The following is a 26,391-nucleotide window of genomic DNA, read 5'->3' as shown; positions in this document are numbered from 1 at the left end:
AAATCCCGCCGACGACTTCCGCCGTGGGCGGGATAACCTAATCCAGCATACATGAGGTAACGAATCCTATACGCTAGCTGAGGTTCTATGGCAAATTATCTTTATACTTATTTTAGAAAATAACAAAGTAAAATTCTACTCCAAATAGACTCAGAGCAATCCAAAAGTTAGCTAAAACTAATTATTTTCATCTATACAAAAATCCCGCCCACGATATTCATCGAGGCGGGGGATTTTCATCCTATGGCAAAAATTAGAATTAGTTTGTTAGAAAGCAAATACCGTTTCGAGGCCGAATTTGAGAGCGGTATCGTCACCAGCATCGTCTCCGACAGGGACATCAACCATCGCAAAGCCAGTAATTTCAAGACCTTCGACCGGAGTGGCATAAGCACGGAGGCCAATGTCAAACGTCGAAAGTTTATCGTCCTTGTTCGTACTGCGAGTATGGTATTCAATCGGGAGGCCAAGAGCAATTGCGTCGTTAATCTTCACGCCCGGTTCACCATAGACAAAGAAATATTCAGGAATTTCTTCGTCATGAACAGTCGGATGCTTCTTGTCAATTGCAGCGAAGAACACGGTCGCCTTGACATTAAACATGCCTAAATCCAGCGACGGTTCCGCAAGAATCGCATGCGTTGCATCAGGATGATCTTCTTTAAGATTGTCTGCATGCAAGCCATAAACGAAGTGGAAGCCGAAACCGCCAAACTTCAAGTTTGCCTCAAGGCCTGCATGAAGTTCATTATGCTTCGGCTCCTGATAAGACTTGTAATCAAAGTAAGGACGGAGTGTACTTTCGCCAAAGCCAAGTTCGTAAGCGAGGTGAAGGTTGTATGCAACACCTACGCACGTTTCTTCACCATCTTCTTCAACGCAGATTTTATTGTCGTTGTCACCGCGACCAAAGCCAATCCCAAAAACAAGGCCATTAAAGTCAACTTCAACTCCTCGGATATCGTGTTCTGCCATACCGGCGGCATTGTCTGCCGGATCGTCATAATCGTAATAATTGAGGAAAGCGCCTTCCGAGAACGTCAAGTCGCCAAACTTCACGGCAAACTTTTCATTCGGTGCAAACTGTACAAAAGCTCCATTGTAAATAGCAGCCGGATCCGTCGTTTCGCCATCGGCTTCGAGCTGTGCGGATGCAGACCACTTTTCGTTAAATTTGACATCGACATTCAAATCAAATGTTGATGCATAGCTGTGACTCTTAAAATCTTCGTTGATGACATCACCTGTGTAGGCGTCAAATTCTACTTCGCCAGAGAACTTGACTTCAGGGCCCTTCGATTCAACAGCCGGCGAGCTAGTCGAAACCGCCGTAGGCTCAGCATCATCGGCAAAAGCCGGAACGGCAAGGACAGAGGCAACTGCAAGACCAAACAAAAGATTTGAAGTTAAACGAGTCTTCATAATTCACTCCCATGACGGACTTATTTCTTCGTTTTTGTAACACTCCGTCAGCTTTTTACATTTTGTGTTACAAAATCCGTGGCTTTTCGCCCTTTTTACTATTCTTTAAGCAAAGAGCGTGCCAACTTTTTTTCAGTTCTATCCATTCAGAATCATTTTTCTCCACGCACATATATTAGCCTCCTCTATTATTGTTAGCTTTGTCTAATTTAAGGCGTTTAATTAAGGGCTGACAGCTTTCGGGCCGCCAGCCCTTAATAATGATTCTTGACTCAAATACAGGTTAGTCTTCGAAACGCCCTTTCTTATTTGCGTTCATACCAAAGAGTTTGAGGAACACGAACGTAGCCACAAGCACGATGATCGAACTTACAATCCAGAACACATTGCCACCGACCGGTACCTGGTAGAGGAGTACCGCGACAGCCCAAGCGAGAACCGTCTGCACCACCGCCATCAGCACGCCGAGCCCAAGGCCGATTTCGCGAACCACGACACCCATCGCAGCAAGGCACGGCACATAGAGCAAGATGAAGATGAGGAACGCAAACACCTGCCAGTTAAATCCATCGACCGGGTTTCCGTTCTTGTCCGGATTGTGGAAGTAAGAACGGAGGTTAGCGTAAATGTCAGCAGTTTCGCTCAGGTCTCCTTCTTCGAGAGCGCCGATTTCATCTTCGCTCAGCGTGAGGCCTGCAGCAGCGAGCTTTGCAAACACCGCCTCGCGAGCCTTGTCGGCACCTTCATCTTCGCTGAAGGTCTCGATAGAAGCATATTCTTCGCAAGTAATCGCTTTGGCTTCAAGAATCTTATCGAGCGTGACTTTCTTGAGCTCTGCGGCATTCTGCGCTTCGAGTTCACCAGATGTTCCGAGAATGTCCGTGAGGGAACCAAAGACTTCGCTCAAGTTTTCAGGAATCGTGCCGAGGGCTTCGAGGAACGCAGCACCGATGTTCGGAGCGCCACCTTCTTCCTCTTCTTCGGCAGGGCATTCATCCACGCCAGCGATGAGAGGCTTTTCTTCAGCGGACACTGCGGCAGCGGGCGCTTCGGCGGGCTCAGCGACCTTTTCTACAGCACTATCAGTGACAGCAGAGTCAGCAGCGACTACATCACTTCTCTCGTCTCTCGTCTCTCGTCTTTCGTCTGCAATGGGGCGTTGCGGGGTGTCCCCGCTAGAAGGGGTAGCGGATGCCGCGTCAGCGGCAGGAGCGAGGGGAAGGCTTTCCCCACCACCTATTCTTTCGTCTTTCGTCTGTAGCGAGCCACCGGCGAGCGTTCTTTCGTCTGACACGTCGCCAGGACCCGCCATGGAGTACAAGGAGTTCATCGTACCAATCACAGCTTCCTTAGCAAGGAGGCCAGTGAACAACGACACAGAAGCCGGCCAGTTGTTCGATTCGACACCGAACGGTTCGAAAATCGGGGTAATCGCCTTACCGATCACAGAAAGCAAGCTGTTTTCGGAATCGCCGTTACCTGCAGTAAATTCGCTTTCCGTCTGGACCTTGGATTCGTCAATCACGACACCTTCGGGGAGCGGGACTTCCTTTTCGTCCTGCACCATGGCGTAGCCTTCTTCGCTCTTCACGATTTCAGTCTTTTCGCCGTTGATTTCCGTATAAAGTTTTTCAACAAAGCCAAAACTGTTGAGGAAGCCGAGAATGGCAACCGCAATCGTAATCACCTTACCGGCACGGATAACATAATCTCGCAGACGGAGCCAAGAATGGATCATGAGCGACTTGAACTTCGGCAAGTGATAAGGCGGCAGCTCCATCACAAAGTTGCTGGCCTCACCCACGAACAAGGAGCGGCGAAGAATCAAGCCATAGACGATTGCAAAGAGAACGCCCGCAAGGTAGAGGGCAAACACCACCGTCCCGGCCTGCGTTCCGAAGAATGCAGCCGCAAACAGCGCATACACCGGAAGGCGAGCGCCGCAGCTCATGAACGGCACAAGGAAAATCGTGAGGAAACGTTCACGCTTGGATTCGAGCACGCGAGAACCCATAATGCCCGGCACGCCGCAACCAAAGCCGACCATCATCGGCACAAACGCACGACCCGGCAAACCGAGGAATCGCATAAAGCGGTCCGCGACAAACGCCGCACGCGCCATGTAGCCAGAGTCTTCCAAGAACGAAAGGCAAAGGAACATGAAGAAAATGACCGGGATGAACGTCGAAACCGTCTGGATACCGGCACCCACACCGTCTGCCAAAATTGCGGACACAAAGCCCGGCGCATGCAGCACATCCGTGAGCACGTAGCCAAGGCCATCCACGAAAATGGCACCAAACAGCACGTCAAAGAAATCAATGAACGCGCTACCGATTGTCACGGCAACCCAGAACACCAAATACATCACCAAGAGGAAAATCGGGAGCGAAGCCCAGCGATTCAAGAGCACAGAATCGAGCTTGTCCGACCAAGTTCTCTTTGTACGGCTCGAAAGAATCGTCTTGCTTGCGATTTCGTGAGCCATGCTGTAGCGAGAATCCGCCATTGCAAATTCGCTTTCTTCGCCAAGAATGGCAGTCACTTCGGCCTTATTAATCTGAACCTTTGCTTCTGCAAACTTATCTGCATAGCTCTTTTCGTTGCCCAAGTACATGAGGGAAACCCAACGGGCATCCGTATCCAAAAGCTTTGCAACGGGCTCCACCTTCGGCTTCAAATAATCAATAGCCTTTTCGACATTCTCGCCATAATCAATCGTCTTGGGCTTCATCTTCTTGCCCGCGATAACATGCGCCATCTGGCTGATGAAATTCGTGATGCTCCTTTCATTCACAGCAGAAAGCGGAATCACCGGCACGCCGAAACGTTCCGCAAGAATATCCAAGTCCAAATGCAGGCCGCGCTTTTCAGAAATGTCGATCATGTTTGCCGCAATCACCATCGGGATTTGCATATCGACAAGCTGCGTGGTCAAGAACAAATTGCGTTCGATGTTCGAGGCATCAATGATATTAATAATAAGGTCGGCTTCGCGAGTGAGCAAATAATCGACAGCGGCGCGTTCGTCTTCCGCATTCGCAAAGAGCGCATATGTACCCGGCAAATCCACAACGCGGATATGCTGGTCACCAATTTCAAAAAAGCCTTCCTTCTTTTCGACAGTCACGCCAGGCCAGTTACCAACACTCTGGCGAGCGCCCGTAAGAGCATTAAATAGAGCCGTTTTACCGCAGTTCGGGTTACCGGCAATAGCGATTGTAAAAAGCTTCGGAGCCATTAGACCCTCTTCAATTTAAGAACGTTCGCTTCTTGTCTGCGAAGCGACAAACGGTAAGAAAGAACACTGACTTCAATCGGATCACCGAGTGGAGCCACCTGCAAAACTTCGAGCGTCACGCCACGAACAAGCCCCATCGACAAAAGCTTGGACTTGTAGCGGGCATCGCCCTCGTTATAGCCAAGTATTTCCACTTTATCGCCTTTCTTGAGGTCGGAAAACTTTGGTTCAAGATCCCATTTTTTTGTAGAGGTTTTGCCTCCACAACCGCAATTACAACCCATTTTATTTTCCTTTTTTTGCCTTTAAAGCATTCGCCTTTTTCGCAACGACGCCTTCAGAACCTTTTTTCATGAAGTCCTCGATTGTCGAAAGGGTTTCAGCCGAGAGAATATGTTCCATGCTACAAGCGTCCTTGTCAGCAATCGCTTCGGAAACGCCGAGACGGATCAAAAAGCCCTTCAAAAGAATATGGCGGTTCAGCACATCGGCAGCCGCCTTACGCCCTTCCTCGGTGAGTTCCACACCGCTATAGGGTTCCTGAGTCACAAGGCCCAGCTTTTTAAGTTCAAGAATCGCTTTTGCCACAGAAGGCATCTTTACGGAAAGGGCGGCTGCAATGTCCTTGACGCGGGCAATTCCGTTCGCAAGGCGCAGCATGTGCACCATCTCCAAGTAGTCTTCGAGGCTCTGGCTGAGCTTCACGTGATTGTTTTCCATATTGATGATCCTTTTACGTTAACGTCGCCTAAGTTTATTAGACAAGACTAAATTTAGTAAGCCTAGGCTAATTAGTCAAGGCTAAACTTTTATTTTTTTGCAAATGGAGTTTTAAACCATCTATAGGTATAGATAAAAACTATCACAAAACACCCCAAAACCGATTACTTCCAAGTGAAGGAGTAAAAATCAACCGGATCCTATCCCCCGGCTCAGAGGCCGGGGCTAAAGGCAAAACGGCTTCGCTTAGTTACAAAGGCTCCAGGATGACGCTTTAACTATTTCGAATTAGTCTAACAGCTAATAACCAATAACTATTAACAACTACGCTTTCTTCTCGGCAGCCTTGGCGTCAGCTTTCCACGGCGTGAGCCCGACAACGTTATCAACCGGTAGCGAGAACGCAATCCCCTGCCCCATCGTATCAAGGCCGGCCTTTTCGTAAAGCGAATGCAACACCGCATCTTTCACGTTCACCGGTACAAGAATCAGCACAATCTCTTTTTCAGGCTGTATTGCGATATGGAAGAACGATTCCGCTTCCTTGTTTGCCGTTCCGCGAGCATTCAATACCGTGCCGCCACGTGCACCGGCATCCTTCGCCGCTTCCATCACAGTATCGGAGAATCCGTTATTCACAATGCAAATAATAAGTTCGTGACTATTCGTGGCCATGGTTATTTTCTCCCCACCTGGGAACGGTTATCGCTCAAAAAGTTAAACACAGACTTGCCAATCACGCTCGCCATCGGAATCGTGTAGGCAATGCCTTTTCCATTCACAATCGTCCTGAATTTTTCTTCAAGGCATTCCAGAACGGCAGGCACATGATCTTCGCCGATGATACTGACAATCACCGCACGTTCAGGGTCTGCAAGCCCTAACGCCGTCAAAATTTCACGTGGGGCCGTTCCATGTCCATAAAGAACAAATTGCATATTCGCCCCAAAAGACTGGATATAGTCCATGTAAAAGTCGGCCTTCGACCGCATCACCGTCGTCACGAGAATCTTCAAGCGATTCATCGAAACTTTGGAATGAACCTTTTTACGTACAATCGGTTTTCTTGTCAAATTATTTTCTTCAGCCACAGGAACCTCTACACAAAATCAATAATTTGTTCATCATCGGCATCCTGCAAGCGACGCATCATCATCCTGTTGCGCAACAGCTTTGCAACAATCGCCTTGAAGCCAAGAATCTGGATGGTAATAAGCGGAGTCATCGCGACCATCGCCACAATGCCAAATGCGTAATTCAAAATGGAATCGCCGCCATCGTGAATCACCGAGCACGAACCTATCGCCAAAGGCAAAATAAAGCTCGAAGTCAAAGGACCGCTCGCCACGCCGCCCGAGTCAAACGCAATCGCCGTATAAAGTTTCGGCACAAAGAACGAAAGCGCAAGCGAAATAAAGTAACCCGGCAACAAGTAATAAATAATCGGGAAACCTATAATGATACGCAACATCGAAAGCCCAATCGAAACGCCCACGCCCACCGAGAGAGCAATCAGCATGGAGCGTTTCGTCACAAGTCCGCCCGTCACTTCTTCGACTTGCTTGTTGAGCACATGCACCGCAGGTTCTGCAAGCACCACCACCATGCCGATGATAAAGCCCGCCGTCACCAAAGCATACGGGCGTTTTGCAAGTTCGCAACCTATTTCAAAGCCAATCGGCATGAACCCGACCGTCACTGCAGTAAGGAATATCACAAGCCCCACAAACGTATAGCAAATCCCAACGCCCACCTGCACAAGCTTCACCAACGGAAGTTTGAGCACTGTAAACTGCAACGCACAAAAGAACACGACAATCAACGCCAAAGCCACAAATACTTCTTTGCAACCTCCCAAATCGTAGGCAAGAAGTGTTCGCCAAGACTCGCTTCTACCGAATACGCCGCCGTCGAAAGCTCGTATGTCAAATCGCCCTTCGAAAAAACGACCAATCCCATCAACGCGATAATCGGCCCTACAGAACAAAGTGCAATCAAGCCGAAACTATTTTCCGATGCATTCTTGCCGCCAATCGCCCCAGCAACACCCACGCCAAGAGCCATGATGAACGGCACCGTAATCGGCCCTGTAGTTACGCCCCCAGAATCAAACGCAAGCGGCACAAAAGCGTTCCGCCCGACAGACACCATGAGCATCCCAAGCATGAACAGCACCATATAAAAGAAAATGATAATTGCCGACAAATCTTTCTTGAACACAATCTTCAAAATCGCAAGCAGCAAGAATAGCCCGACACCAACGCCAATCGTCGCAATCAAAAGCCCCGGCTTCACCGCATTTTTCACCTGTTCTGCAAGCACGGACAAATCCGGTTCTGCGACCGTGATGAGCACGCCCATCACAAAGCACACCGACACAAGCAGCAAGAGACGCCGCGACTTGGTAAGCCCAGAACCCACATACGCCCCCATCGGAGTCATGGCAAGGTCCGCCCCCAAGTTAAAAAGCCCTATCCCCACAATCAAAAAGACTGCACTGATCGAAAAAACAATCTGCTCTTTCACCGAAAAAGAAACAAGCGGAGTGTGCGACACCAACAACACGATAAGCGTGATTGGCAAAACAGAGGCAAAAGCCTCTTTCAATTTTTCAAAAAGAATTTTTTGCATCGATGTAAAATATAATTAAAAGGAAATGGCGACCCCGGAATAAATCCGGGGTGACAATAAAAAAAGCAACCTACATGTCACCCCGGCCTCCGTGCCGGGGCCAGCATAAACAAAAAAAAATTTTAGTATTCATGCAACCAACACAAAACCCTGCACATCAAAAATAACGAAATGAACGAAAAAGTCATCATAAAGAAAATTCAAGAAGGAAGCCGCGAAGCGCTTGGCATGCTGTGGAAATCCCACAGCACAAACGTTTTGAACCTTGCGTTCAGAATGCTCAAGAACCGCGACGAAGCCGAAGATGTTTTGATGGATATTTTCGTCTCAGTTCCCGGCAAGATCAAGAACTTCCGTGGTGAAAGCGCTCTTAGCACCTGGCTGTTCCGCCTTACCGTAAACGAATGCCTCATGAGACTGCGTTCCAAGAAACGCCACGCAGAACTCGAAGGCGAACACATCGAGCTTCTGACGACATCCGCCATCGGAAGCAAACACGAAGAGCAAATAGACTACGACCCGGAACTCTTGGAATTTGGACTTTCAAAGCTCTCCGCCGAAACGCGAAGCATGCTTTGGCTCAAAGACGCCGAAGAACTCAGCGTCAAAGACTTGTCCGAAATCTACGACATGCCCGAAGGAACCATCAAGGCAAGACTCAGTCGAGCAAGAACCGTCGTCAAGAACTATTTACAGGAGAATATGAACTATGCGTGATCAAATCGATTTCTCAAGACTCGAAAGAATCAAGCCCAGGGAATCCTCTTGGGAAACGGTCTGCGCAAGACTCGATTCTTCCAGCAAAAATAAATTTATTGATTTTATACAAACACGTACCAAGTACGTGCTCGCCGCAAGCTTTATCGCCGTTGCGTTCATCACCGCATTTGTAGCCGTCAACCGCATGGATTCCGAAGCGATTCTCGTACAAAGCATCGCCAGTGACGAACTCGTCTCGTGGTACAACGACCTCGGCGAAACAAGCGACGACGAACTTGAAAATTTAGACACATACAGTTCCATCAGCTATTTATTAGAGGAGACAAAATAATGAAGGACTCTACAAAAACATTCATTGCAAGCCTCATCATCTTTGCTTGCTCCCTCGGCTTCTTCATCGGAGCCTTCGCATTCAACAACTCTGGCAGTTTCTGCGCTAGCAAGGCCGCAACATGTTGTTCAAAAAAAGGAATTTGCGAATCTAGAATTGGCGAAGCAGGCGACTGCTGCAAGAAACAAGGTAACTGTTGCAAGAAAAAAATGGACTGCTGCAAACGTCACCACGGCGAATTCCGCGAAGAAGGCCCTCATCATGGGCAACACTTCCACCACGGCGAACAGCCTCGCGACCAGCACTTCATGGACGAACACTTTAAAGGCGACCGTTTCAAAGACGGCAAAAAGTTTGACAAGAAGTTTGACTTCAAAAAAGGAGCCGCTTTCATGGATTCCGTACTGCAAGTCACCCACGAACAAAAAGCAGCTTTGGAGCAGCAACGCAAATTGATGGATTCGACCTTCAAGGTGCTTCGCAAACAAAAGAAAGAAGCCGAGAAAGCACTCCGTGAAGCACTCGACGCTAACGACGACAAGAAAATCGCCGCAGCAAAAGCAGGCATCCTCAAGGCACAAGAAGCATTGCTCAACCACAGAATCAACGGCGTGAAGGAATTCAACAAGATTCTCACCAAAGAACAGCTGGAAAAGTTCAAGGCATTACAGTTCGACCGCATGAAAAAGCACGACAAAGGCGACCGCGAACATAACCCTGAACACGACGATTAATTCTTGCAAGCAAATTTTATTTTCATGATTCCTTGAATAACAAGCCTCCGGCCCAAAACCGGAGGCTTTCTGATTTGACTATCAATCGGGAACTCATTCATCCACATTTTCCAGCATATTCTCGTCGCGGTTCGCTTCTAGATGATGTTCGGCGGTTTCTGCAATTTTTTCGTTGTGGCCACGCAGAGCAGCAAACGGGCTGAAGATTTTCGCCCGGTTGGCAATGGACATTCGCGGATGCTTCATCAAAAAGTTCCAATCATCTCGCGGATACGGCAAGTCTATTATGTCTTTGTAGTTGTCAAGCATAATGCAGTGGTTAGTGATTAGTGGTTAGTAAAATTAGGATTGTTTTAGACGAAAGACGACAAATGCGTAGGGCGAGAGACGCGACCACGCTTGCGTGGGCATGACCGAGTCCAGCATTTGGGATTAGAGCAAAGCGAAAATCCAAAGACGAGAGATATAGTCGCGGCTTCGCCGCCTAACAAAAAAAAACTTTCGTCTGTAGGCTCGTAGAGCCGTTCTTTCGTCTAACCTCACGCCTTGTGTCCTCCGATTTGTTCGTTGCGTTCTCGCGTGGTTGCGCCCTCCTGCATGTCCATGCCTTTGAAAATCGCATTCTTGCCAAAACGTTTTTTGATGGCGATTTGGGCAAGCATCATCTTCTTTTCGCGTTCGACTTTTTTCACATCCGTAAAGAGGTCGTAGCTTTCTTGCGTTGAGCTTACAACGTTATTTGCAGTAAGGTTCAAACGTTTCACAGTCAGCAAAGGATTCATGATGCGGTCCGCCAATTTCATCACCGCCTCGGCAATCGCCGTAGCAGACGATGTATAATTCATCAACGGAGCTGTCCCATGCGCAGGTTTTGGAATAGTGCGTCCATAACCATCCACAACAGTCTCGCCATGATAAATTCCTTTATCTACATTTTCGCGGTCGTAGCCCACATGAAGCGTGAGGCCATTTGTCACAAGCCCTTTTTCCACAAGGTCGAGCGCAAGCGTATCCACCATTTCACGGATGACGATTTTCGCTTTGGCACATTCGTAGGCACAACTTAAAACTTGCCCCCCGCCAATGCTATGCGACTTGGATTTATACCGCTTGATTTCTGCAATGCCGCACGGTTCGTAGCCCCATGCATGGTCAATCAAAATTTCCGCATTCACGCCGAACATTTTGTACAACGCATCAGGATTCTTGACGCTTGCACGGGCAAGGTCGCCCATCGTAAAAATTCCACGTCCGTTATTCAAATAGCAATGAGCCAAACGCTCCGCGATGCCACGGCCCAACTGCCAAAAACTCGTGATTGGCCTATGACCCCAAAGTTCCTTGCGATACGTCATCTCATCAAGTTCAGCGATTCGCACGCCATCCGCATCCGGCTCAACATGCTTCGCCATCACGTCCATCGCAATTTTGCAAAGGTAAAGATTAGTCCCGATGCCAGCCGTCGCCGTAATGCCTGTCGTTTCAAGCACATCGCGAATCATGTCTTTCGCCAGCTCCCTCGCCGATTTCTTGTACAGCGAAAGGTAATGCGTCAAGTCGATAAAGCATTCGTCAATAGAATAAACATGAATATCTTCTTCACTCACGTATTTTAAATAAACTTCATAAATGCGAGTCGAATATTCCACGTACTTTGCCATTTGCGGCGGAGCCACGATGTACTGCACATCTTCGCCCGTCCGCCGTTTGACTTCACGCACCTTCTGGATAACCTCGAACAAGCGTGCTCGCCCGGGGATTCCGTACGCTTTAAGGCTCGGGGTCACAGCAAGGCAAATCGTTTTCTCCGTGCGGCTCGCATCAGCCACCACAAGATTCGTCGTCAACGGATCAAGCCCACGGAGCACGCACTCCACGGACGCAAAAAACGACTTCAAGTCGATGGCAACGTAAGTTCGAGTTTCGCGCGGCAATCTCATAAGGTTAAATATAGCTATGACCGGTAATGCATGAGCGGTGAGAACATAGAATTTAGATGGCGGCATCATCCCGCACTCCGCTGCGGGATCGGTTATTTATAAAACAGACCCCGGAACAAGTCCGGGGTGACAATGTAATAGGATGACTATTTCTAGTCTAACTTCAATTACCTGTATTTCAGTTCCGGGTGGGCTTCGTAGTACACGTTCTTGTTAGCGTACATCCGTTCGTCAGCAAGTCGCATTGCGCGGCGGATATTGCGTTCGCCATAGCATACGCCTATCGAAAAACGAACATCTTCCGTTTTGCCCGAAAGGAAATGTGCACGAGCAACGCGGTCTTGCAGTTCATCTTCCGTAATTTCAGGCACGACGATCATAAACTCGTCGCCGCCCGCACGATAGACCGTCCCGTCATGGAACACCTCTTGCAAAATCAATGCCGCTGAACGAATCATCTTGTCGCCAGCATTATGACCTTGTTCATCATTTACGCGCTTCAAGCCGTTCAAGTCAATAAAGAGCACCGCCTGCGGCACCGGCAATTCTCCAGCGACAACGCGGTCCACTTGATTGTTCATCACGTTTCTGTTCTTGACGCCCGTGAGCGAATCAATCGTGCTCATGATTTCAAGTTCATTCAAAAGCTGGTAGCTTGCAATTTCAGACGCTAGGAAGAACGTCGTAACTTCGAGAGTCTCCTTAATCTTCATCACGTCAGCGACATTGAAATTGAGCGCCCACATATAACCTAGAACTACTCCGCCATGGCGGAGCGGGAACAGCACGATAGTCTTTATCCCGGCTTGTTCGAGCGAGGCCCCCCAAATCGGGTTTTGGTCACGCAATTTTTCCATATCAGATTCATCTTTTACAATGACGCACGTGCTGCCGGCCAATGTATTCGGCCACGTTTCCGTAATCGGATAGAACCCGTCAATGTAATGCGACATCGGGAACAAGTTCGACCCCTCGCGGAGCGATTCGGCAAAAATAGTACATTCACGTTTCTTCGAATCGGTCAACAAGATGCAGCAGTGCTCGGAACCACAAAGTTCGCCGATATCCGCAATCACTTCCTGGAACGCTTGTTTGATATCGCTCGAACCGCGCAACTTGATGCAAGCTTTCAGCACATCGGAAGCCGTCTCCGCGGAAAGGTCCGCCATCGCCGAAGAATCCGCCTTCGGGGCCACATCGTAGCAGTACAGGCAGTAGCCAATATTTTCGCTATCGGATTCCAGCGGCAGAAGGAACATATTCAGCCACAGCCCCATCATGTAGAGATTGACGTAGGCATGAAGCGGCTTGCCTTCGTGAATGCAATGGTAGCAGTGGTCCTCGAAATTCTGGTTTTTAGGGAAACACATTTCGTATGGACATCCCGGAACAAACGGGTGGTGCGTAATAGCTTCGATATCGGCACAATGCGCCTGGTTACCGGCAACAACGCGGATATTCCCGAATGTTCCGTCTGGAAACATTTCGACAGAAACGACGCAGGCCTTAGCCCTGTGGTGCGACAGAATATTTTCAAAATCCATATTGCGATCCCCGCCAGAATTTTTAGCTAGATATACAAAATATATACCATTTTAACAAAAATGTTTTCGGAGCTAACACCTAAAAGCACACAAAAAGACGTTTTTGCACTTCATCGAGAAATTTATGCCGTTTACTTTAAAATGGCACTAACTAAAGTAAACAACAAAAGTAAAATCTCATAAAAAGCCGACCCCGGCACAATGGCCGGGGTGACAGAAAGTAAATAGAGAATTTTTAATTTATCTTAAATACTATTTTCCTTTGCGGAGGCGGTTGCCGATAGCACGGAGAACATCCTTGATCTGCTTTTCACTAAGCGACGAATCCGAGCCAGATTTTGCAAGCCCAGTCGCAGTGTGGAAATCAACAATCAAATCCACGAAATCAGAGCATGCGGTAATATTCTGGTCGTAGAGTTCGAAATTAAAGAATTCTTCCGTTTCACCGTTTGCATATTCCTGCTGATAATCCTTAAACGCAGCAGAGCAATCATCTTTATTATACGCATAACGGAATTCATGCTTTATCGGGCAAGACTTGCCTGCATAAGAAATCGTATAGTTAATGGATGTATTCGTATGAGAATCATAGGTCATTTCTAAGCCCTGAATGCTAATCTTATTGCATTCCATCGTAATGGAGGTCTTTGGAACGCCTGCAATTTCAGCCAAGGTTTCCTGCATTTCGCCAAAATTTCTAAAGAGGCACTGCGTGTTGATGAAAGCAACTTCGCTGTAATACGGGTCTTCGAGTCTAAACCCTTCAACGAGAGAATCCTTAAGCGAAGAGGATCTATAGAACACTCCATTCGGGAAAGTTTCTCCAGCAATGGCCTTGAATGCATAAGAAACTTTATTTCCGTCGCGCTTTGCGTCGAACTCAGCAGTATTGTCACTCACTAAATTCAAGGATCCCAAGCGATTTTCTTTTTGCCACACGAATTCATTGGCAGCATCCGTGCATGTCGCCGTTGTAATTTCAATATTGCCGTCTTCATAGGTAAATTCACCCATCTGAGCAATGATGTAGTCATCCGGAAGCACCACAGAAGTGGACGACGAATCGTCATCTGACGAAGACACGCAACCAGTCAGTGCAAGGGTTGCGGCAGGAAGGAGTGCCAAAATTTTTTTCATATAGTCCTCTTTTTTTTGGAATTGTCTTTTTTAATGTACAATTTTTTTAAGCATTGCACAAGCAAAAAAGATGTATAAAGCGAAAATTTATTTACTTGAGTTGTAAAATCGCTAATAAAGGTTGTTAAAAGGAGACGCCCACCCTTCGACATGGTTCGGCAGGCTCACCAACCGAGCTCAGGGACCTGAGTGGGCACGACATGTTGATACGAGTCAGGTTAGTTTAAGATTACCAATCGTTGCGCTCTTCGAGCGCAAGACTCTCACCTCGGTCATAGAAAAAATGCAAGCATTTTTTCTGCGACACTCGGCTTACCAGTCTTTAGCAGGGCGGGCTTGGCCGCGGACGGGTTTCCACGGTTTGCGTTCGCCGTTCTGTTCGTCAAAGTCTTTCAGGAGCTGGGCGGCTTCTTCAGGAGTCAGTTCGCCGGGTTGAAGCGGCTGCTGTTGTTCTTCTTCGGAACCATTGCTATCGCTAGAACCGGCTTCGGGCTGTTGAGGCTGCTGTTGTTCTCCGCCGCCATTGCTGTCGGAACTTTGTGCCTTGCTATCACTCGACTGACCTTGATTCCCTTGGTTCTGCTGGTCTTGATTTTGGTCGTTCTGAGAACTGGAAGAACTTTGGTCACCATTCTGGTTTTGCTGGTCCTGATTCTGCTGATCCTTGTTTTGATCTTGGTTATTCTTGTCTTGATTCTGGTCCTGATTCTGATCGTTCTGATTTTGGTCGTTGTTGTCTTGATTCTTGTCGTTCTTCTTGTTCTCGTTTTTCTGCTCGTTCTTCGCTTCGTGAATGCGATCGAGGAGCATCTGCAATTTTTGATCGTTCGGATAATGTTGCAAGCCTTCGTTGCAAGTGATTTCTGCCGAAGGTAAACGATTTTCGATGTACTGGAACGCAGCATCGCCATAGTAAGCCGCAGCCGATTTGGGAGCCGCAAATGCCGCAGATGCAAGGAAGAAGATCGCTATCAAAACGAGATGAGAGAGAGATTGCTTCCACCACGCTTCGCTCAGGTTGACACAATTCTTTCGTCTCTCGTCTTTCGTCTTTCGTCTCAAAATAATCATCAGATCACCTCCAAGTCGTTGTCGGTGTTGCTGGCATCAATCTTGGTCTTCGGTTTGCGCCCGGCCTTGATTTCGATGACATCGTCGAGGCGTTGCACATGGCCGCTCAACTGACCGGCGGTTTCATCTTCGGCTATCAGATTTTCAAGCATGGATTTCGCTTCGGCATACTTGCCATCTTTGCTCAACTGCATGGCACGCGCCAAAACTTGCTTTGCCTTGTCAGAGAGCGGGGGCTGTTTCTGGTTGTTGTCCTGATTCTGGTCTTGATTCTGCTTTTGCTTGTCGAGTTCTTCCTTGAGCTTGCGCTGGACAATTTCCACGTTCTTCTTGGCGTTTTCAAAATCATTGTCCAAGTCAATTGCTTTTTTCAAGTAGGCGACAGACTCACGCCAAGCGGCAATGCGTTCGCTTTCTTTGCCTTCGGGTACCTTTTCACCCACACGGAAATACGTGTTCGCTAAATTGTACGCGGCCTTGGCCGCAAGCTTTTTATCGGGCATGCGGACTGCGCTTTCGAGTTCCTTTTTGGCTTCTTCGTAATTTCCAAGTTTGTACTGGCACGTACCGATGTTATAGAACAAAAGCGGATTTGCGGGTTCGGCCTCGCGAGCTTTCATGTACTTTTCAAGCGCCCCGGCATAATCGCCATTTGTAAATAGCTTATTACCATCGTTAATGGGCCTTGCCCAAAGCGATACAGAAAAAATTAAAAGAACAGTCCAAAAAAATCGCATTTTTAAGCCTTTTTAGTCATTGGTCAATGGGTTCCCACTGTCTATTTTCTACGGCTAGAATATACAAAAAGTAAAAGCAGAAAAGTAATACCTTCTACCTAGAATAAGCTTCTACAATTAACAAAAAATATCCCAAGTAAAGGAGATGCCCGCACGGAGGCGGGCATGACAAGCATTAAAACAAAAAACTCTTTCACATTACCATTATATATAAAACGGCACTGCTCACAATAAATGCGGCGACCGTAATGTAGCCACACACTTTCCATGATGTCGAAGATTCCTTCAAGGTTACGCCCATCGCGACAAAAGGAGCAAAACTCAGGAGAACCGGCAAGATGTACCTAAAATCATTACTGCACGCAAATGGATACTTAATCCGTAACGCCATCAACGCTGCAATAAATGCAACGCCTTGCAACAACAAAATCCAATGGGCAAGGCCGAGTCGAGTTTTCCAGAAACCGCGAATGGCAAACACGATAAGTCCAAGCAAAAACACGCTCATCATCGTTGCCCAAAAACGTCCATTCGCAGTCGGCAGCATGCTCCATTCGCCAAACATGGAGGACTTAAGAGCATAATTCCAGAAAAAATCGCGACCCATAGCGCTATCCCAGCCACTTGTAAACGGATACTCCAAGAAATTTCGCAGATCAAAATACAGATAATTAAATGCAAAGTTAGGAACTCTCATCGAGCGGTTCAAAACATCGGCATTTCCGACAAGTTCGGCCCCCATGATTCTCCGTAAAACAAATGTCACAGCAATAATGACAAACATCGCCCAAGCAACAATTTCAGACTTAGAAGGCTTTTGGAAACGCTTGTTGACAAAGTATCCGCTCAACATAAACACGAAGAACAATCCTAGCGTAACAGCCCCTGTTGATTTAGTCCATAATGCAAGCGCTGTTGCAACAAGAGCCAATATCAAATTTTTTCCACGGCCATCCTTAACATAACTCATTCCAGCCCACATGCATAAAACATGCATCAAATAAAACATGGAATCATTTCCGATACGGGGCGTGACCATAATCATTAACGGCCAGAAAATCCAAAGAGATGATGCTATAATTAAAGGCCACCCCTCAAGAATTTTTCTGAGGAACAACATCCCGAAAAATGCAGTCAATACAGAAAGCAGCAAACTGAAACTCTGGAGTCCCGCCGTTGCTGGCAAGCCCAAAAATTCACTCAACACATAAAACGGTGATGCGGCCACATAATACACAGGCGGATGGTAGCAAGACCAACAATCTTGAGTACTGGGGACAGAGTGATTTTCGATAACATATTGAATATACTCGATATGTCCTTCCACGTCCATTGAAAACTTCTTATACGGCATCGCCATAAAGAATACGCAACGGAAAAGGATCCCAATAAAGAGCAATGCAATTAAAGTTTTTCCAAAACGCAAACGTCGAGCGATAAAAGCAAAAAACAACGAAAGCGAAATAAAAGCAAGAACGTTAATGGCATAGCCTACAATCGAATTCATCTTCACAAAAAACATAAATCCGCCGGGGCCGCCCATATTCCTTAGCGTCATGACATAATGCGTCGTTCCGCTTTGCCGATAAGGAGCGATTACACTATCCGGCAGCATAAAGCCCTTTGAAAAACTGCAATTATCCTTGAATTTTGAAAGATCTATCACGTTGTTGTTAACAGCAACTTTATCGGCACAATCATCTGGAATAATCCACATGTTGTATGAAAAATTATAGGGACTAACGATATCGAATTCCATGTTAAATGGTTTATTGATTTCGATATCCCTACCAAAAGGAAGCGACACGCTCTCCGTTTTTCCATTTTGTACAAAATTTACATTTTTAACAGAAATATTGCCAAATATTCCAAGCGCAAAGAAAAAGAAAAAACAAATAGCCGCAATAAATTCTGGAGTTTTGAGGTATTTTTTCATATCAATTTTAAAGGTATAAATTCCGTGAACAAGTTTAAATATAATTTATTTACATCATTTATTACAAAATTTCTTTTTTAAAGACAAGACATATGGCAAGATTCGTCCCCATCACCAGTTTCACAAACTACAGTACAAACAGGCTCCTTAATCGGTTCTGATTTACAATTTTGTTTGTACATTTCGGCTTCATCCGTCAAAAGCTCTGAAACAACAGCCTTTTCGGGCATCGGAATCGCACATGCGAGTTGCAGGGTTCCGCCAGCATTTTCGCAACCGCTTCCGGTTCTGTAATTTCGGAACGTCCCTGATTGGGATTCACAATTTTTTTGGAAGTTCATGCTATCGGTACGGCATTCTGTCACTACATCGCCTCCCCAATAGTTATTGCTCAGCATCCGCAACATCACATGTTCATCACGCAGTACAAGAGTCGTCTGCATAAAGAATCCGCGGAGTCCACCAACCATCTGGACTCCATTTTCTTCTTCGTACAACCGCACGAAACATTGAGCCTGTTCTGAATACAGTTGCCCAGCCGTCATGAAATTATATACAGTCTTAGAAGACGATGTTGTCGGCAAAAGCGTAGAATCGTTGCTTTGGGCAAAACCGTTGTTTCCTTCCAAAATTGCAAGAACGCTATCAAGCACAGCTCGTAGCGAATCCGGCTTTACATCCAGAATCACCGAAGCAGAACTTAAAGCCACAGCAAATGCCGATGAACTCGATCTTTTTCGCGAGGCACTTGATGAAGATCTAGAAACGTTTTTTTCACATGACAAAGCAGTTTCTTCCCCCGTGCCCCCCGATGTTTCGAAACCACTTGAAAGCCCTACACTTGCAGAAAGAGCATTTTCAGTCTCCTTCGCTACATCGTTTGGTTCCGTTGTCACGCCCGCTAGATTGTCCGAATTAGAACACGCAGCAAATAAAATAATTACAAAAAGCAGTAAGGTCCCTCTAGTCATGGTTCGCTCCCTTACGCTTTGTCAGCGGGAAGAGTTGCAAATTCAATCTATAAACTTGTTCGCCATTTTGGTCTTCACACGCGATTGCGACAATCTTTTTTCTAAACTTTTCGACTTCTTGCGAAATCCGCTGGAAAGTTTTTTGCGAAATTCCCATCGTGATTCCCGAAAAATTCCGTTCTTCTATAGGAATATTTTCTACAGCATTCACGGCAAGTTCCGCCATCTGCTTATGCATGGGTCGCATCGTCGGACGAACACAGCCCGGCGTCCCTGTCACAACTTTTTCAGTCTGTTCGTAATGATATTCACCATATTTTTTGAGAAGCCCCATATGCACCATAAAATCCAGCGATTTGCGAATTTCGGTCGCGTTCAATTCAGGGTAACACAACTTTGAAAGATCCAACGGTTTTGCACCGGGATTCATGGGAGCAAGTTCACGCAAAACGGGATTGTACCAATTGCTAAAATAAGCGTAAGCATCGCCCGCCAAGGTACGCACTTTATTTTCCTTCGCGAGTTCCTGCATTCTCGCAAACGAAGACTTTTTCTTTTGTTCGTCACGGGAATCGGCAAACGAAACCATTTCCTTAAAGTATTCTTTGGCGCTCCCTTCGAGTTCCATAGCCATAGCAACCTGTTCGGTCCCCACTTTTGAAAGTCGGCTTTTTCCATCACATACAAGTTTCATGTAGTTTGATGACGAAAATCCTGCAATTCGCGAAAACTCTCTCCACGAAAATGCAGAAAGATGCTTGCGTTCATCATAAAACGCTTGCATGTACTGCCTATAATCCAAAAATTCAAATATCGGTTTCATGGGTTTTGCCTTGCGCAACAATATAGTTTTTTCATAACACAAAAATCGCTTTTTTATTAAAAAATTGGCAAAATTTACAATTCTTTAAAATATTTTTAATTATATAACACATTTTGCCGCATAAAAGAAATTAGGGGACAATAATAAAAACTCCCGGCCGGAACCGGGAGCTTATGAGGAGGAAAGAATTTCTTGTCTTAGAACTTATTGAAGAAATCCCAAGTAGTTTCAGGCACCCAAGACTGACGCTGGCCAGGATCCTTGTGATCCCAGATGTGGCCACCGTTCTGCGTGCACCAGCGGACCGGGAAGCGTTCTTCGACAGTCTTGTAGTCATAGCAGAGGTGAGGACCGTTGCCGCCATATTCCTGAGCTCTTTCGTTCTTCGCCTTGCCGCCTTCGGAATTGAGTTCCAAGATGATATCGCGGGCCGCGCGTCCCATTTCCGGACGGCACAAGTCATCTTGCAAGCCGAGCACGCCCATCCAACCGATGCCCATCTTTTTGCGCTGCGGGAGCCAGATGTTGCGTTCTGCAGTTTCATAAACAGCGACCGCACGGAGCACGTCTTGATGGTTCCAGGAAAGTCCGTTACTGAACATGGAGCCATAGCTAAAGCCGGTCGAGAACACGCGAGAAGAGTCGATGCAGAAGTTACCTTCGAGCATAGCGAGGAGTTCATCGAAAAGCAAGTAGTCGTCTTGTGCCCACGGGGCCTGGTTTCCGTTACCTTCCGGAGCGACGAAAATAACCGATTCTTCCTTGTCAAACGGCTTCAGGCCATAGTAGCCTTCGTCCTGAACGCCGCCGGCCCAGCCGCCCATGCACTGCATGCCGAAAATGAGTTTGTACGGTTTATTCTTGTCGTAGCTCTTCGGGATGTCGATACGCACGGTACGCGTACCCTTGCTCCACTTGAAGTCAATGTACGGCTTGTCGCCGCGATACTTGTAATCAAGCTTGGTATCCTTGCCGCAACCGCGTGTCGGCACAGGATCGTTTTTGAGGCCCCAGCCGTATGCGTATTCCGGCTGCTTGACCGTCTTTTTGAGTTTGAGCGTTAAGTTTGTATCCAAGTTGCTGAGCGTAACCGTCAAAGTATCGTAATCCGTAGCAATCACGCGGAGACTGTCGCCATCGCCTTCTTTTGCAAGGCCACGAGCAACGGCTTCGCCAAAAGAAGCCTTGTAATTGCCATTAGAAGTAAAGCGGAACGTGCTTTGAGCACTGCCCACGCTCACACGAGCAAAGTAAGAACCCTGAGCCTTGACAACAGACTGCATGTCCAGCGTTCCCTTGCCCTGAAGCGTTTCGTTCAAAATACGAGAACCCACGGCATCAAAAATTTGTACGCGAACCGGTTCATTTGTACTCTGCGAATAAGATAACACCCCATTCATCACGCTCACGTAGCCGATAGAACGTCTTGCCACATGAATGGCTTCCGAGCCTCCTATCGAATCATTCTTTTCTTCCTTGAAAATTTTGAATTCGCCTTTTGCGTCGGTCGTCGTTTTGAGACCTTCCTTCAAAAGCTCGACAGAAGCCTTTTCAATAGCCTTACCACTTTCATCGCTTACTTTACCTGTAAGCGTAAAAGCCTGTGCCGATGCGACCATGGCAAAAGCCATAGCAGCACATTTTAAACCAAAATGGTTCATACATGTTCTCCTTTTGTATCGTTCCCAACTCTTTATCCCGATAGGACAAGTCCTCCAAACTGATTTGATACACGCAAGGAAATACACCACGCAAACGCGTGATTTTGCAAAACCAAGCATGAACACACCAGTGTTCTACCTAACTAAACCCAATAATAATATACCTCTGCTTGTGCACTTTATCACAAGGAATCACTACGGTTGTGTGGACAATTAGTCAATGGGAACAGTAGGAAGTAAAAAGTGGTTAGTGGTTGGTGGTTAGGAATAGGAAAAAAGCCCTCGCAATTGCGAGGACTTCTTGGTTGAGGAGTGTGATTTAATGTCTAAAGTCCGTTTTTATTGAACAACGTATAACCGCGGACGAGACCGTCTTGGAAGAGTCGCTCGATGTAGTTGCCGTTCTTGAGGCCAGCGATATCGACGTTAAATTCGCTTGCACCTGTCGGGAGCACTTGCGAGAGCTTTAGTCGCCCGTCCATCGAATAGATTTTCACGCTCATCGTATGAGAAAGCGGAAGGCTAGATTCGATTTGAAGCGTTTGACGGTCCGCACGCACGCGGAGGCCTTGCTGCACAGCGACAGGTTTGAAACTTGACGGCGGTTCCACAACAACTGGCTTCGGCTTGTTGCGGAGGAGTCGTACTCCATAAATTCCGCCCACCATTCCAGAAGTTGCCGAGAACGCGATACGCACCACCTTCTTGCCCTTAATCATCTTGTCTGGAATCGGGTACGTCACATTCACAAATTCGTCCTTTTTCCAGCGGTTCGAAATCGTCTCGGTCGTAAGTTTTTCGCCGTCAATGGAGATGTCAAATTCACGCGTGCAGCCTTCGTTGCCCCAGTAACGCACCATAAGGCTCAGGGAATCTTCACTATTCGTCTCGAATTCGTAACTGATGAGACCACCATCGCCGCCCGAGCACTTGCCCGCATCGCGGTAAAATTCTCCGTTTGCCGTGCCCTTGGTGGAATTTTTCTCTTCCATCTTGTGATCGACTTCCGGCTGTTGCTCACCCGGAGCCACCTTATCGACCGTCTTTTCGTCAAGCGCCAAAGCTTCTTTCTGTTCCTTTTCCAAGCGGTCGAGAATCGTCGGGTCCGTAAGCACCATCCAATACATCATATAACGGGCATCGTGAACTTCGTAGAACGGCTCCAGAAGCAGGCTTGCGTCTTTTTGTTTTGCGAAGAGGTAAGGAGCCTTGAAGTGCAACGGCTCGCCCTTCACCGGTTCCACCTTCGAGGGGATATCTTCTTTTTTGCTCGCAAGCATCGGCGCCTGATCCAGCGATTCCAACGCTCCAGACGCGATATGGCTCCAGCGACCGTCATCGGCGACAAGGCCATTCAAATTTGCCGTACCCGTCTTTGCAGAAAGCACAATCGGCCCATGCAAAAGCGCCACGTAATCCGTCACGCCCGGCAAATCTTCAACATGCGTGTACATCGGGTAAAGCACTTCGACAACATCGCCCGACTTCCAGGACTTTCCGGCAGAAACGTAGCTCGACGGCGTTGATTTCTTCACGACGGTATCGCCATTGACAATGACCTTGAATTCACCTTCCTTGACCCAGTACGGATGGCGAATCTGCATATCGAAATCGCCACTGCCTGTAATCGTGAACTTGGAAGATTCCCCCTTCGGGAAAGCTGTTTCCTGTTTGATTTTTACGCTCTTGTCTTTCCAGTTCAGCATGGAGGCCACAAAGAGGTTCACATAGAGAGCGTCCTTGTCTTTGGTATAAATAAACTGATTGTACTTCGCCGGGTTTTCCATGCCCGAACCGACGCAGCACCACATGCCCGCATTGATCTTGGAATATACGCGGTAATGGCGCGGACGTGCTGGTGTGAAATACACATAACCACCGTGTTTCGGATGGATTGTCGAAAGGATGTGGTTGAAAAGTGCACGTTCATAGAAGTCGGTGTAATGCGCATCGTGCTTGATGTTGAACAATCGTTCCGTCAACTTGAGCATGTTGTACGTATTGCAGGATTCTGGTCCTTCGCGTTCTTCGACAAACTTTTTATGGTTGTTAAGCGCCGGGAAATGTTCCGAAATGCTGTTGCCGCCAATGGCGATACTGCGTTTATTCACAACTGTCTGCCAGAAGAAATCGGAACCTTTCTTGTACTTTTCATCGCCCGAGAGTTCCGCAATTCGCGCGAAACCCACAACTTTCGGCACCTGCGTATTCGCATGCACGTTCGTCAAGTTGTCATTGCCCTGCGACATCGGATTCAAAAGCCACTGGTGCGACCACTTCTTTGCGGCATTCAAATACTTTTCGTCTTTCGTGAGCTTGTAGGCGTCAGCATAGACTTCGGGCATGCCGCCATGTTCCGTACCGAGCATCTGCTGCATTTTGGAATCATTCAGGCCATTCGTAATGGTAATACCCCAGTCGCAAAGCGCCAAGAACATCGTCTTTGCCTGCTCATAACCCGCATAAATATAGGCGTCACGCAGACCCGCATAAAGCTTGTGGATATTGTACCACGGCACCCAATAGCCGTTTTGCGCACCGGCATCGCCGTTCTTCATCTTGAGCCACATTTGCTTGCCATTCGGCACTCCGCTGATGTAACCCTTGAAGTTATTGTCCTTGGAATTCTGGTCCTGAATCGTCTTGAGTTCCTTCAAGATATATTCAATGCGTTCCTTGACCTGAACGTCGTCGTTATCGGCGTAATGCATCGCGAGTGCGCTCAAGTAATGCCCGAGCACATGGCCATCGAGGCCCGCCCAGTTCGGGAACTTGCTCGCCTTCGGCCTCATGCCCGCTTCTTCGTAAAACGGCGCAAGCAAGCGATCGACATCGTAGCTGAGGAGCGTTTCGACATTCAAGTCCTGACGTTCCTTCAAGACTCCGTCCAAAAGCTGCACATCCGACAATGCGAACATGTCGGGGTAAAGCAAATCCTGAGAAAATCCGAGACTGCACGCAAGTCCCGTCAAAGCAATCGCCGAGCGAACATGCTTACCAAACCATCCTAACTTCATTGTTTCCACCTTTTTCTAGAGTGTATTCAACCCCACTCTAGAAAATAGATTGAAAAACGGAGGATAAGAATGGTACTAAATCAATTAGTTTTGTTGATTTGACAATGGCCTTCTTCGCAAATTTTTTCTACTTCTTCAGTAAATTCTCTTAAGAGCGTATCGAAATCGGCACTTTCATCGACGTAAGAACAGTACGCATCAAGATTTCCATTTTTATCGCAAGCACCAACAATTCCCTCTTTTGATTTTGCAAGTTTGCACGATTCCTCAAAAAAGATGAACAGGCTATCGCAAGCACTACCGTAATTTTTCAGTTCTATAGTTTTTTCAATTCGATTATTTTGTCCAAGCTTAAACTTTGCAAGATATTTATTTTCATTGTTATCACAAGTCGCTGTCGCTCCTTGTTCTTTTCCATAGACCGCAACTTGACCATCATTAGAAACCTTTACGTAATTTTTATCACCGATAGCAACACCATACTTTTGAGTCACTTCCGTAGAAAATTCAAGACGAGAATACAAAGTATCGATATGAAGATTACTATCCACGTTCACAACAATCACGGTTGCCTCATCTTTAATTATATGAACACTTGGCTGTCCTTCTAAATATTTATCATTCGTATCTAATGAGCTAGACATCGAAGAACAACTAATAGATTGTTTGCTCATCGAAGAACTGCTTTCATCCGTATAAGCCAATGGATTCGCATTCGGATCAACAGTCCCGCTGGAGCAAGCAACCACTGCAAGCAACGAAAAAAGTCCAATGATATAAACACTCTTTTTAAGCATGTTTCTTTTCCACTATTTTATCGGTGACAGGGAAAAACTGAAAATTGATTCTACACACTTGTTCAAAGTTAGAACATTCATTCGCGATGGCAACAACTTTTTTGCAACAGGCCTTGATTTCTTCGACAATTCTATTGTACGCATCCTGATTCACGCTCAACGTAACGCCGTTAAAAAAACGTTCATTTACAGAATAGCGGTCAACAGCACGGGCAGCCATGATCGCCATTTCCTTGTGCATGGCTCGGATGGCGATGGGAAGAGCCTCCTTGGAGCCGACAACAGTCTGTGCCGTTTGCGAATAAACTTTTTCGCCATCCTTTTTCAAAAATCCCGCTTTGACGAGAAACGCGAGAACGTCTCGAACTTCTTCTGCAGACACGTATTCCTTGCATACATCCGCTAAATCACGCGGATTTGCCCCCGGCATGAGCGGAGCAAGTTCCCTAATCACAGGATACTTCCACGATTCGTAATACTGGAAAGCCTCTTTATCCACAACGCGAACCTCGTGCTCCAAGGCTATACGTTGCATTTCAAGGAGAGCCGCCCTTTGGGATTCGTTATTTTCGGCATTCCCAAAAGCGACAAGCTGGTAGAAGTACTCTTCTTCGTAATCGACGAGTCCCATGGATTTCGCGACCTGGCAAGCCTTTATTTTGCTGAGCTTGCTCTGTCCCATGCTGACGAGCTTCAAGAAATTCGGCGAAGAGAACCCCGCATTTCGACAAAACTCGCGCCAAGAGAACGCCCCCAAACGTTTGCGTTCATCGTAGTAATCTTGCAAATAAAGATGGTAATCGCGGTATTCGAAAATAGACTTCATAATACATAAAATAAATTTTTACATGGAAAGATGCAATATCTGTATTATACACGCAATTATATTTTTAAGCTACAAAACGGATGTTTTCATAGAAAAACATGCATCAAGAAAACCATATAATACGCATTGTAT

24 protein-coding genes are annotated in these 26,391 nt (G+C 46.9%); 3 read left to right on the top strand and 21 right to left on the bottom strand.

Annotated elements, in window-relative coordinates; all coding sequences use genetic code 11:
• Window positions 1–267: 267 nt before the first annotated feature.
• The 8 genes from IKG78_RS14700 to IKG78_RS14665 all read right to left on the bottom strand — a co-directional run bounded on the left by IKG78_RS14700 (window position 268) and on the right by IKG78_RS14665 (window position 8,014).
• Window positions 268–1,422 (bottom strand): hypothetical protein, encoded by a 1,155-nt coding sequence (locus tag IKG78_RS14700; protein ID WP_290944818.1) that lies wholly within the window; start codon window positions 1,420–1,422, stop codon window positions 268–270.
• Between the two features lie 283 nt (window positions 1,423–1,705).
• On the bottom strand, window positions 1,706–4,663 hold the full coding sequence (feoB, locus tag IKG78_RS14695; protein WP_290944817.1) for a ferrous iron transport protein B: 2,958 nt from the start codon (window positions 4,661–4,663) through the stop codon (window positions 1,706–1,708).
• Complete coding sequence (locus tag IKG78_RS14690; RefSeq protein ID WP_290944816.1) at window positions 4,663–4,947, bottom strand: FeoA family protein; 285 nt, start codon at window positions 4,945–4,947, stop codon at window positions 4,663–4,665. Before IKG78_RS14690 ends, feoB begins: the two co-directional genes overlap by 1 nt.
• Window position 4,948: 1 nt before the next feature.
• The gene (locus tag IKG78_RS14685) at window positions 4,949–5,383 is read right to left on the bottom strand and encodes an iron dependent repressor, metal binding and dimerization domain protein (RefSeq protein WP_290944815.1); all 435 of its coding nucleotides are present in this window, start codon (window positions 5,381–5,383) and stop codon (window positions 4,949–4,951) included.
• Between the two features lie 324 nt (window positions 5,384–5,707).
• Window positions 5,708–6,058, bottom strand: coding sequence for a P-II family nitrogen regulator (locus IKG78_RS14680; protein ID WP_290944814.1), 351 nt, complete (start codon window positions 6,056–6,058; stop codon window positions 5,708–5,710).
• Window positions 6,059–6,060: 2 nt separating this feature from the next.
• Entirely contained in the window at window positions 6,061–6,474 is a 414-nt protein-coding gene (locus IKG78_RS14675) for a hypothetical protein (RefSeq protein WP_290944813.1), read from the bottom strand.
• 8 nt (window positions 6,475–6,482) lie between these two features.
• Complete coding sequence (locus tag IKG78_RS14670) at window positions 6,483–7,217, bottom strand: DUF1538 domain-containing protein (RefSeq protein ID WP_290944812.1); 735 nt, start codon at window positions 7,215–7,217, stop codon at window positions 6,483–6,485.
• The gene (locus tag IKG78_RS14665; RefSeq protein ID WP_290944811.1) at window positions 7,202–8,014 is read right to left on the bottom strand and encodes a DUF1538 domain-containing protein; all 813 of its coding nucleotides are present in this window, start codon (window positions 8,012–8,014) and stop codon (window positions 7,202–7,204) included. Before IKG78_RS14665 ends, IKG78_RS14670 begins: the two co-directional genes overlap by 16 nt.
• A 171-nt stretch (window positions 8,015–8,185) precedes the next feature.
• Here IKG78_RS14665 and IKG78_RS14660 point away from each other — a divergent pair, with 171 nt between their 5' ends.
• Genes IKG78_RS14660 through IKG78_RS14650 form a run of 3 tightly spaced genes read left to right on the top strand, consistent with a single transcriptional unit; the run spans window position 8,186 to window position 9,799 of the window.
• A complete protein-coding gene (locus tag IKG78_RS14660) occupies window positions 8,186–8,731 on the top strand; it encodes a sigma-70 family RNA polymerase sigma factor (RefSeq protein ID WP_290944810.1) in 546 nt (181 codons plus the stop codon).
• On the top strand, window positions 8,724–9,065 hold the full coding sequence (locus IKG78_RS14655) for a hypothetical protein (RefSeq protein ID WP_290944808.1): 342 nt from the start codon (window positions 8,724–8,726) through the stop codon (window positions 9,063–9,065). Before IKG78_RS14660 ends, IKG78_RS14655 begins: the two co-directional genes overlap by 8 nt.
• A complete protein-coding gene (locus tag IKG78_RS14650) occupies window positions 9,065–9,799 on the top strand; it encodes a Spy/CpxP family protein refolding chaperone (RefSeq protein WP_290944805.1) in 735 nt (244 codons plus the stop codon). Before IKG78_RS14655 ends, IKG78_RS14650 begins: the two co-directional genes overlap by 1 nt.
• Window positions 9,800–9,892: 93 nt before the next feature.
• Here the strand turns inward: IKG78_RS14650 and IKG78_RS14645 are convergent, their stop codons facing one another.
• The 13 genes from IKG78_RS14645 to IKG78_RS14585 all read right to left on the bottom strand — a co-directional run bounded on the left by IKG78_RS14645 (window position 9,893) and on the right by IKG78_RS14585 (window position 26,259).
• Window positions 9,893–10,108 (bottom strand): hypothetical protein, encoded by a 216-nt coding sequence (locus IKG78_RS14645; RefSeq protein WP_290944803.1) that lies wholly within the window; start codon window positions 10,106–10,108, stop codon window positions 9,893–9,895.
• Between the two features lie 230 nt (window positions 10,109–10,338).
• The gene (locus tag IKG78_RS14640) at window positions 10,339–11,739 is read right to left on the bottom strand and encodes a DNA methylase (protein WP_290944802.1); all 1,401 of its coding nucleotides are present in this window, start codon (window positions 11,737–11,739) and stop codon (window positions 10,339–10,341) included.
• Window positions 11,740–11,906: 167 nt separating this feature from the next.
• A complete protein-coding gene (locus IKG78_RS14635; protein ID WP_290944800.1) occupies window positions 11,907–13,283 on the bottom strand; it encodes a diguanylate cyclase in 1,377 nt (458 codons plus the stop codon).
• Window positions 13,284–13,535: 252 nt separating this feature from the next.
• Complete coding sequence (locus tag IKG78_RS14630; RefSeq protein ID WP_290944799.1) at window positions 13,536–14,420, bottom strand: hypothetical protein; 885 nt, start codon at window positions 14,418–14,420, stop codon at window positions 13,536–13,538.
• A gap of 312 nt (window positions 14,421–14,732) precedes the next feature.
• Complete coding sequence (locus tag IKG78_RS14625) at window positions 14,733–15,491, bottom strand: hypothetical protein (RefSeq protein WP_290944797.1); 759 nt, start codon at window positions 15,489–15,491, stop codon at window positions 14,733–14,735.
• On the bottom strand, window positions 15,491–16,228 hold the full coding sequence (locus IKG78_RS14620; RefSeq protein WP_290944796.1) for a tetratricopeptide repeat protein: 738 nt from the start codon (window positions 16,226–16,228) through the stop codon (window positions 15,491–15,493). Before IKG78_RS14620 ends, IKG78_RS14625 begins: the two co-directional genes overlap by 1 nt.
• 193 nt (window positions 16,229–16,421) lie before the next feature.
• The gene (locus IKG78_RS14615; protein ID WP_290944794.1) at window positions 16,422–17,987 is read right to left on the bottom strand and encodes a glycosyltransferase family 39 protein; all 1,566 of its coding nucleotides are present in this window, start codon (window positions 17,985–17,987) and stop codon (window positions 16,422–16,424) included.
• Window positions 17,988–18,241: 254 nt separating this feature from the next.
• The gene (locus IKG78_RS14610) at window positions 18,242–19,135 is read right to left on the bottom strand and encodes a hypothetical protein (protein ID WP_290944793.1); all 894 of its coding nucleotides are present in this window, start codon (window positions 19,133–19,135) and stop codon (window positions 18,242–18,244) included.
• Window positions 19,128–19,958: a TIGR02147 family protein gene (locus IKG78_RS14605; RefSeq protein WP_290944791.1), complete on the bottom strand. Its 831-nt coding sequence runs from the start codon at window positions 19,956–19,958 to the stop codon at window positions 19,128–19,130. Before IKG78_RS14605 ends, IKG78_RS14610 begins: the two co-directional genes overlap by 8 nt.
• A gap of 197 nt (window positions 19,959–20,155) precedes the next feature.
• A complete protein-coding gene (locus tag IKG78_RS14600) occupies window positions 20,156–21,619 on the bottom strand; it encodes a T9SS type A sorting domain-containing protein (protein WP_290944790.1) in 1,464 nt (487 codons plus the stop codon).
• Window positions 21,620–21,945: 326 nt separating this feature from the next.
• Complete coding sequence (locus IKG78_RS14595; protein WP_290944789.1) at window positions 21,946–24,636, bottom strand: beta-L-arabinofuranosidase domain-containing protein; 2,691 nt, start codon at window positions 24,634–24,636, stop codon at window positions 21,946–21,948.
• Between the two features lie 80 nt (window positions 24,637–24,716).
• On the bottom strand, window positions 24,717–25,433 hold the full coding sequence (locus IKG78_RS14590; protein ID WP_290944787.1) for a hypothetical protein: 717 nt from the start codon (window positions 25,431–25,433) through the stop codon (window positions 24,717–24,719).
• Window positions 25,426–26,259, bottom strand: a complete 834-nt coding sequence (locus IKG78_RS14585) for a TIGR02147 family protein (RefSeq protein ID WP_290944786.1) — start codon at window positions 26,257–26,259, stop codon at window positions 25,426–25,428. The genes IKG78_RS14590 and IKG78_RS14585 overlap by 8 nt, the downstream gene beginning before the upstream one ends.
• Between the last annotated feature and the right edge of the window lie 132 nt (window positions 26,260–26,391).

The organism is Fibrobacter sp., assembly GCF_017545445.1.
Classification (GTDB): Bacteria; Fibrobacterota; Fibrobacteria; order Fibrobacterales; family Fibrobacteraceae; genus Fibrobacter.
The sequence above is the reverse complement of the archived record's forward strand: the minus strand, read 5'-3'. Positions and strand labels throughout refer to the sequence as shown.

Coding starts and splice junctions, on each gene's coding strand:
- IKG78_RS14585 (WP_290944786.1), bottom strand. CDS start 26,259: ATGAAGTCTATTTTCGAATACCGCGATTACCATCTTTATTTGCAAGAT.
- IKG78_RS14655 (WP_290944808.1), top strand. CDS start 8,724: ATGCGTGATCAAATCGATTTCTCAAGACTCGAAAGAATCAAGCCCAGG.
- IKG78_RS14700 (WP_290944818.1), bottom strand. CDS start 1,422: ATGAAGACTCGTTTAACTTCAAATCTTTTGTTTGGTCTTGCAGTTGCC.
- IKG78_RS14640 (WP_290944802.1), bottom strand. CDS start 11,739: ATGAGATTGCCGCGCGAAACTCGAACTTACGTTGCCATCGACTTGAAG.
- IKG78_RS14615 (WP_290944794.1), bottom strand. CDS start 17,987: ATGGAATTCGATATCGTTAGTCCCTATAATTTTTCATACAACATGTGG.
- IKG78_RS14630 (WP_290944799.1), bottom strand. CDS start 14,420: ATGAAAAAAATTTTGGCACTCCTTCCTGCCGCAACCCTTGCACTGACT.
- IKG78_RS14595 (WP_290944789.1), bottom strand. CDS start 24,636: ATGAAGTTAGGATGGTTTGGTAAGCATGTTCGCTCGGCGATTGCTTTG.
- IKG78_RS14600 (WP_290944790.1), bottom strand. CDS start 21,619: ATGAACCATTTTGGTTTAAAATGTGCTGCTATGGCTTTTGCCATGGTC.
- IKG78_RS14605 (WP_290944791.1), bottom strand. CDS start 19,958: ATGAAACCGATATTTGAATTTTTGGATTATAGGCAGTACATGCAAGCG.
- IKG78_RS14645 (WP_290944803.1), bottom strand. CDS start 10,108: ATGCTTGACAACTACAAAGACATAATAGACTTGCCGTATCCGCGAGAT.
- IKG78_RS14650 (WP_290944805.1), top strand. CDS start 9,065: ATGAAGGACTCTACAAAAACATTCATTGCAAGCCTCATCATCTTTGCT.
- IKG78_RS14620 (WP_290944796.1), bottom strand. CDS start 16,228: ATGCGATTTTTTTGGACTGTTCTTTTAATTTTTTCTGTATCGCTTTGG.
- IKG78_RS14665 (WP_290944811.1), bottom strand. CDS start 8,014: ATGCAAAAAATTCTTTTTGAAAAATTGAAAGAGGCTTTTGCCTCTGTT.
- IKG78_RS14685 (WP_290944815.1), bottom strand. CDS start 5,383: ATGGAAAACAATCACGTGAAGCTCAGCCAGAGCCTCGAAGACTACTTG.
- IKG78_RS14610 (WP_290944793.1), bottom strand. CDS start 19,135: ATGACTAGAGGGACCTTACTGCTTTTTGTAATTATTTTATTTGCTGCG.
- IKG78_RS14660 (WP_290944810.1), top strand. CDS start 8,186: ATGAACGAAAAAGTCATCATAAAGAAAATTCAAGAAGGAAGCCGCGAA.
- IKG78_RS14635 (WP_290944800.1), bottom strand. CDS start 13,283: ATGGATTTTGAAAATATTCTGTCGCACCACAGGGCTAAGGCCTGCGTC.
- IKG78_RS14590 (WP_290944787.1), bottom strand. CDS start 25,433: ATGCTTAAAAAGAGTGTTTATATCATTGGACTTTTTTCGTTGCTTGCA.
- IKG78_RS14625 (WP_290944797.1), bottom strand. CDS start 15,491: ATGATTATTTTGAGACGAAAGACGAAAGACGAGAGACGAAAGAATTGT.
- IKG78_RS14690 (WP_290944816.1), bottom strand. CDS start 4,947: ATGGGTTGTAATTGCGGTTGTGGAGGCAAAACCTCTACAAAAAAATGG.
- IKG78_RS14680 (WP_290944814.1), bottom strand. CDS start 6,058: ATGGCCACGAATAGTCACGAACTTATTATTTGCATTGTGAATAACGGA.
- feoB (WP_290944817.1), bottom strand. CDS start 4,663: ATGGCTCCGAAGCTTTTTACAATCGCTATTGCCGGTAACCCGAACTGC.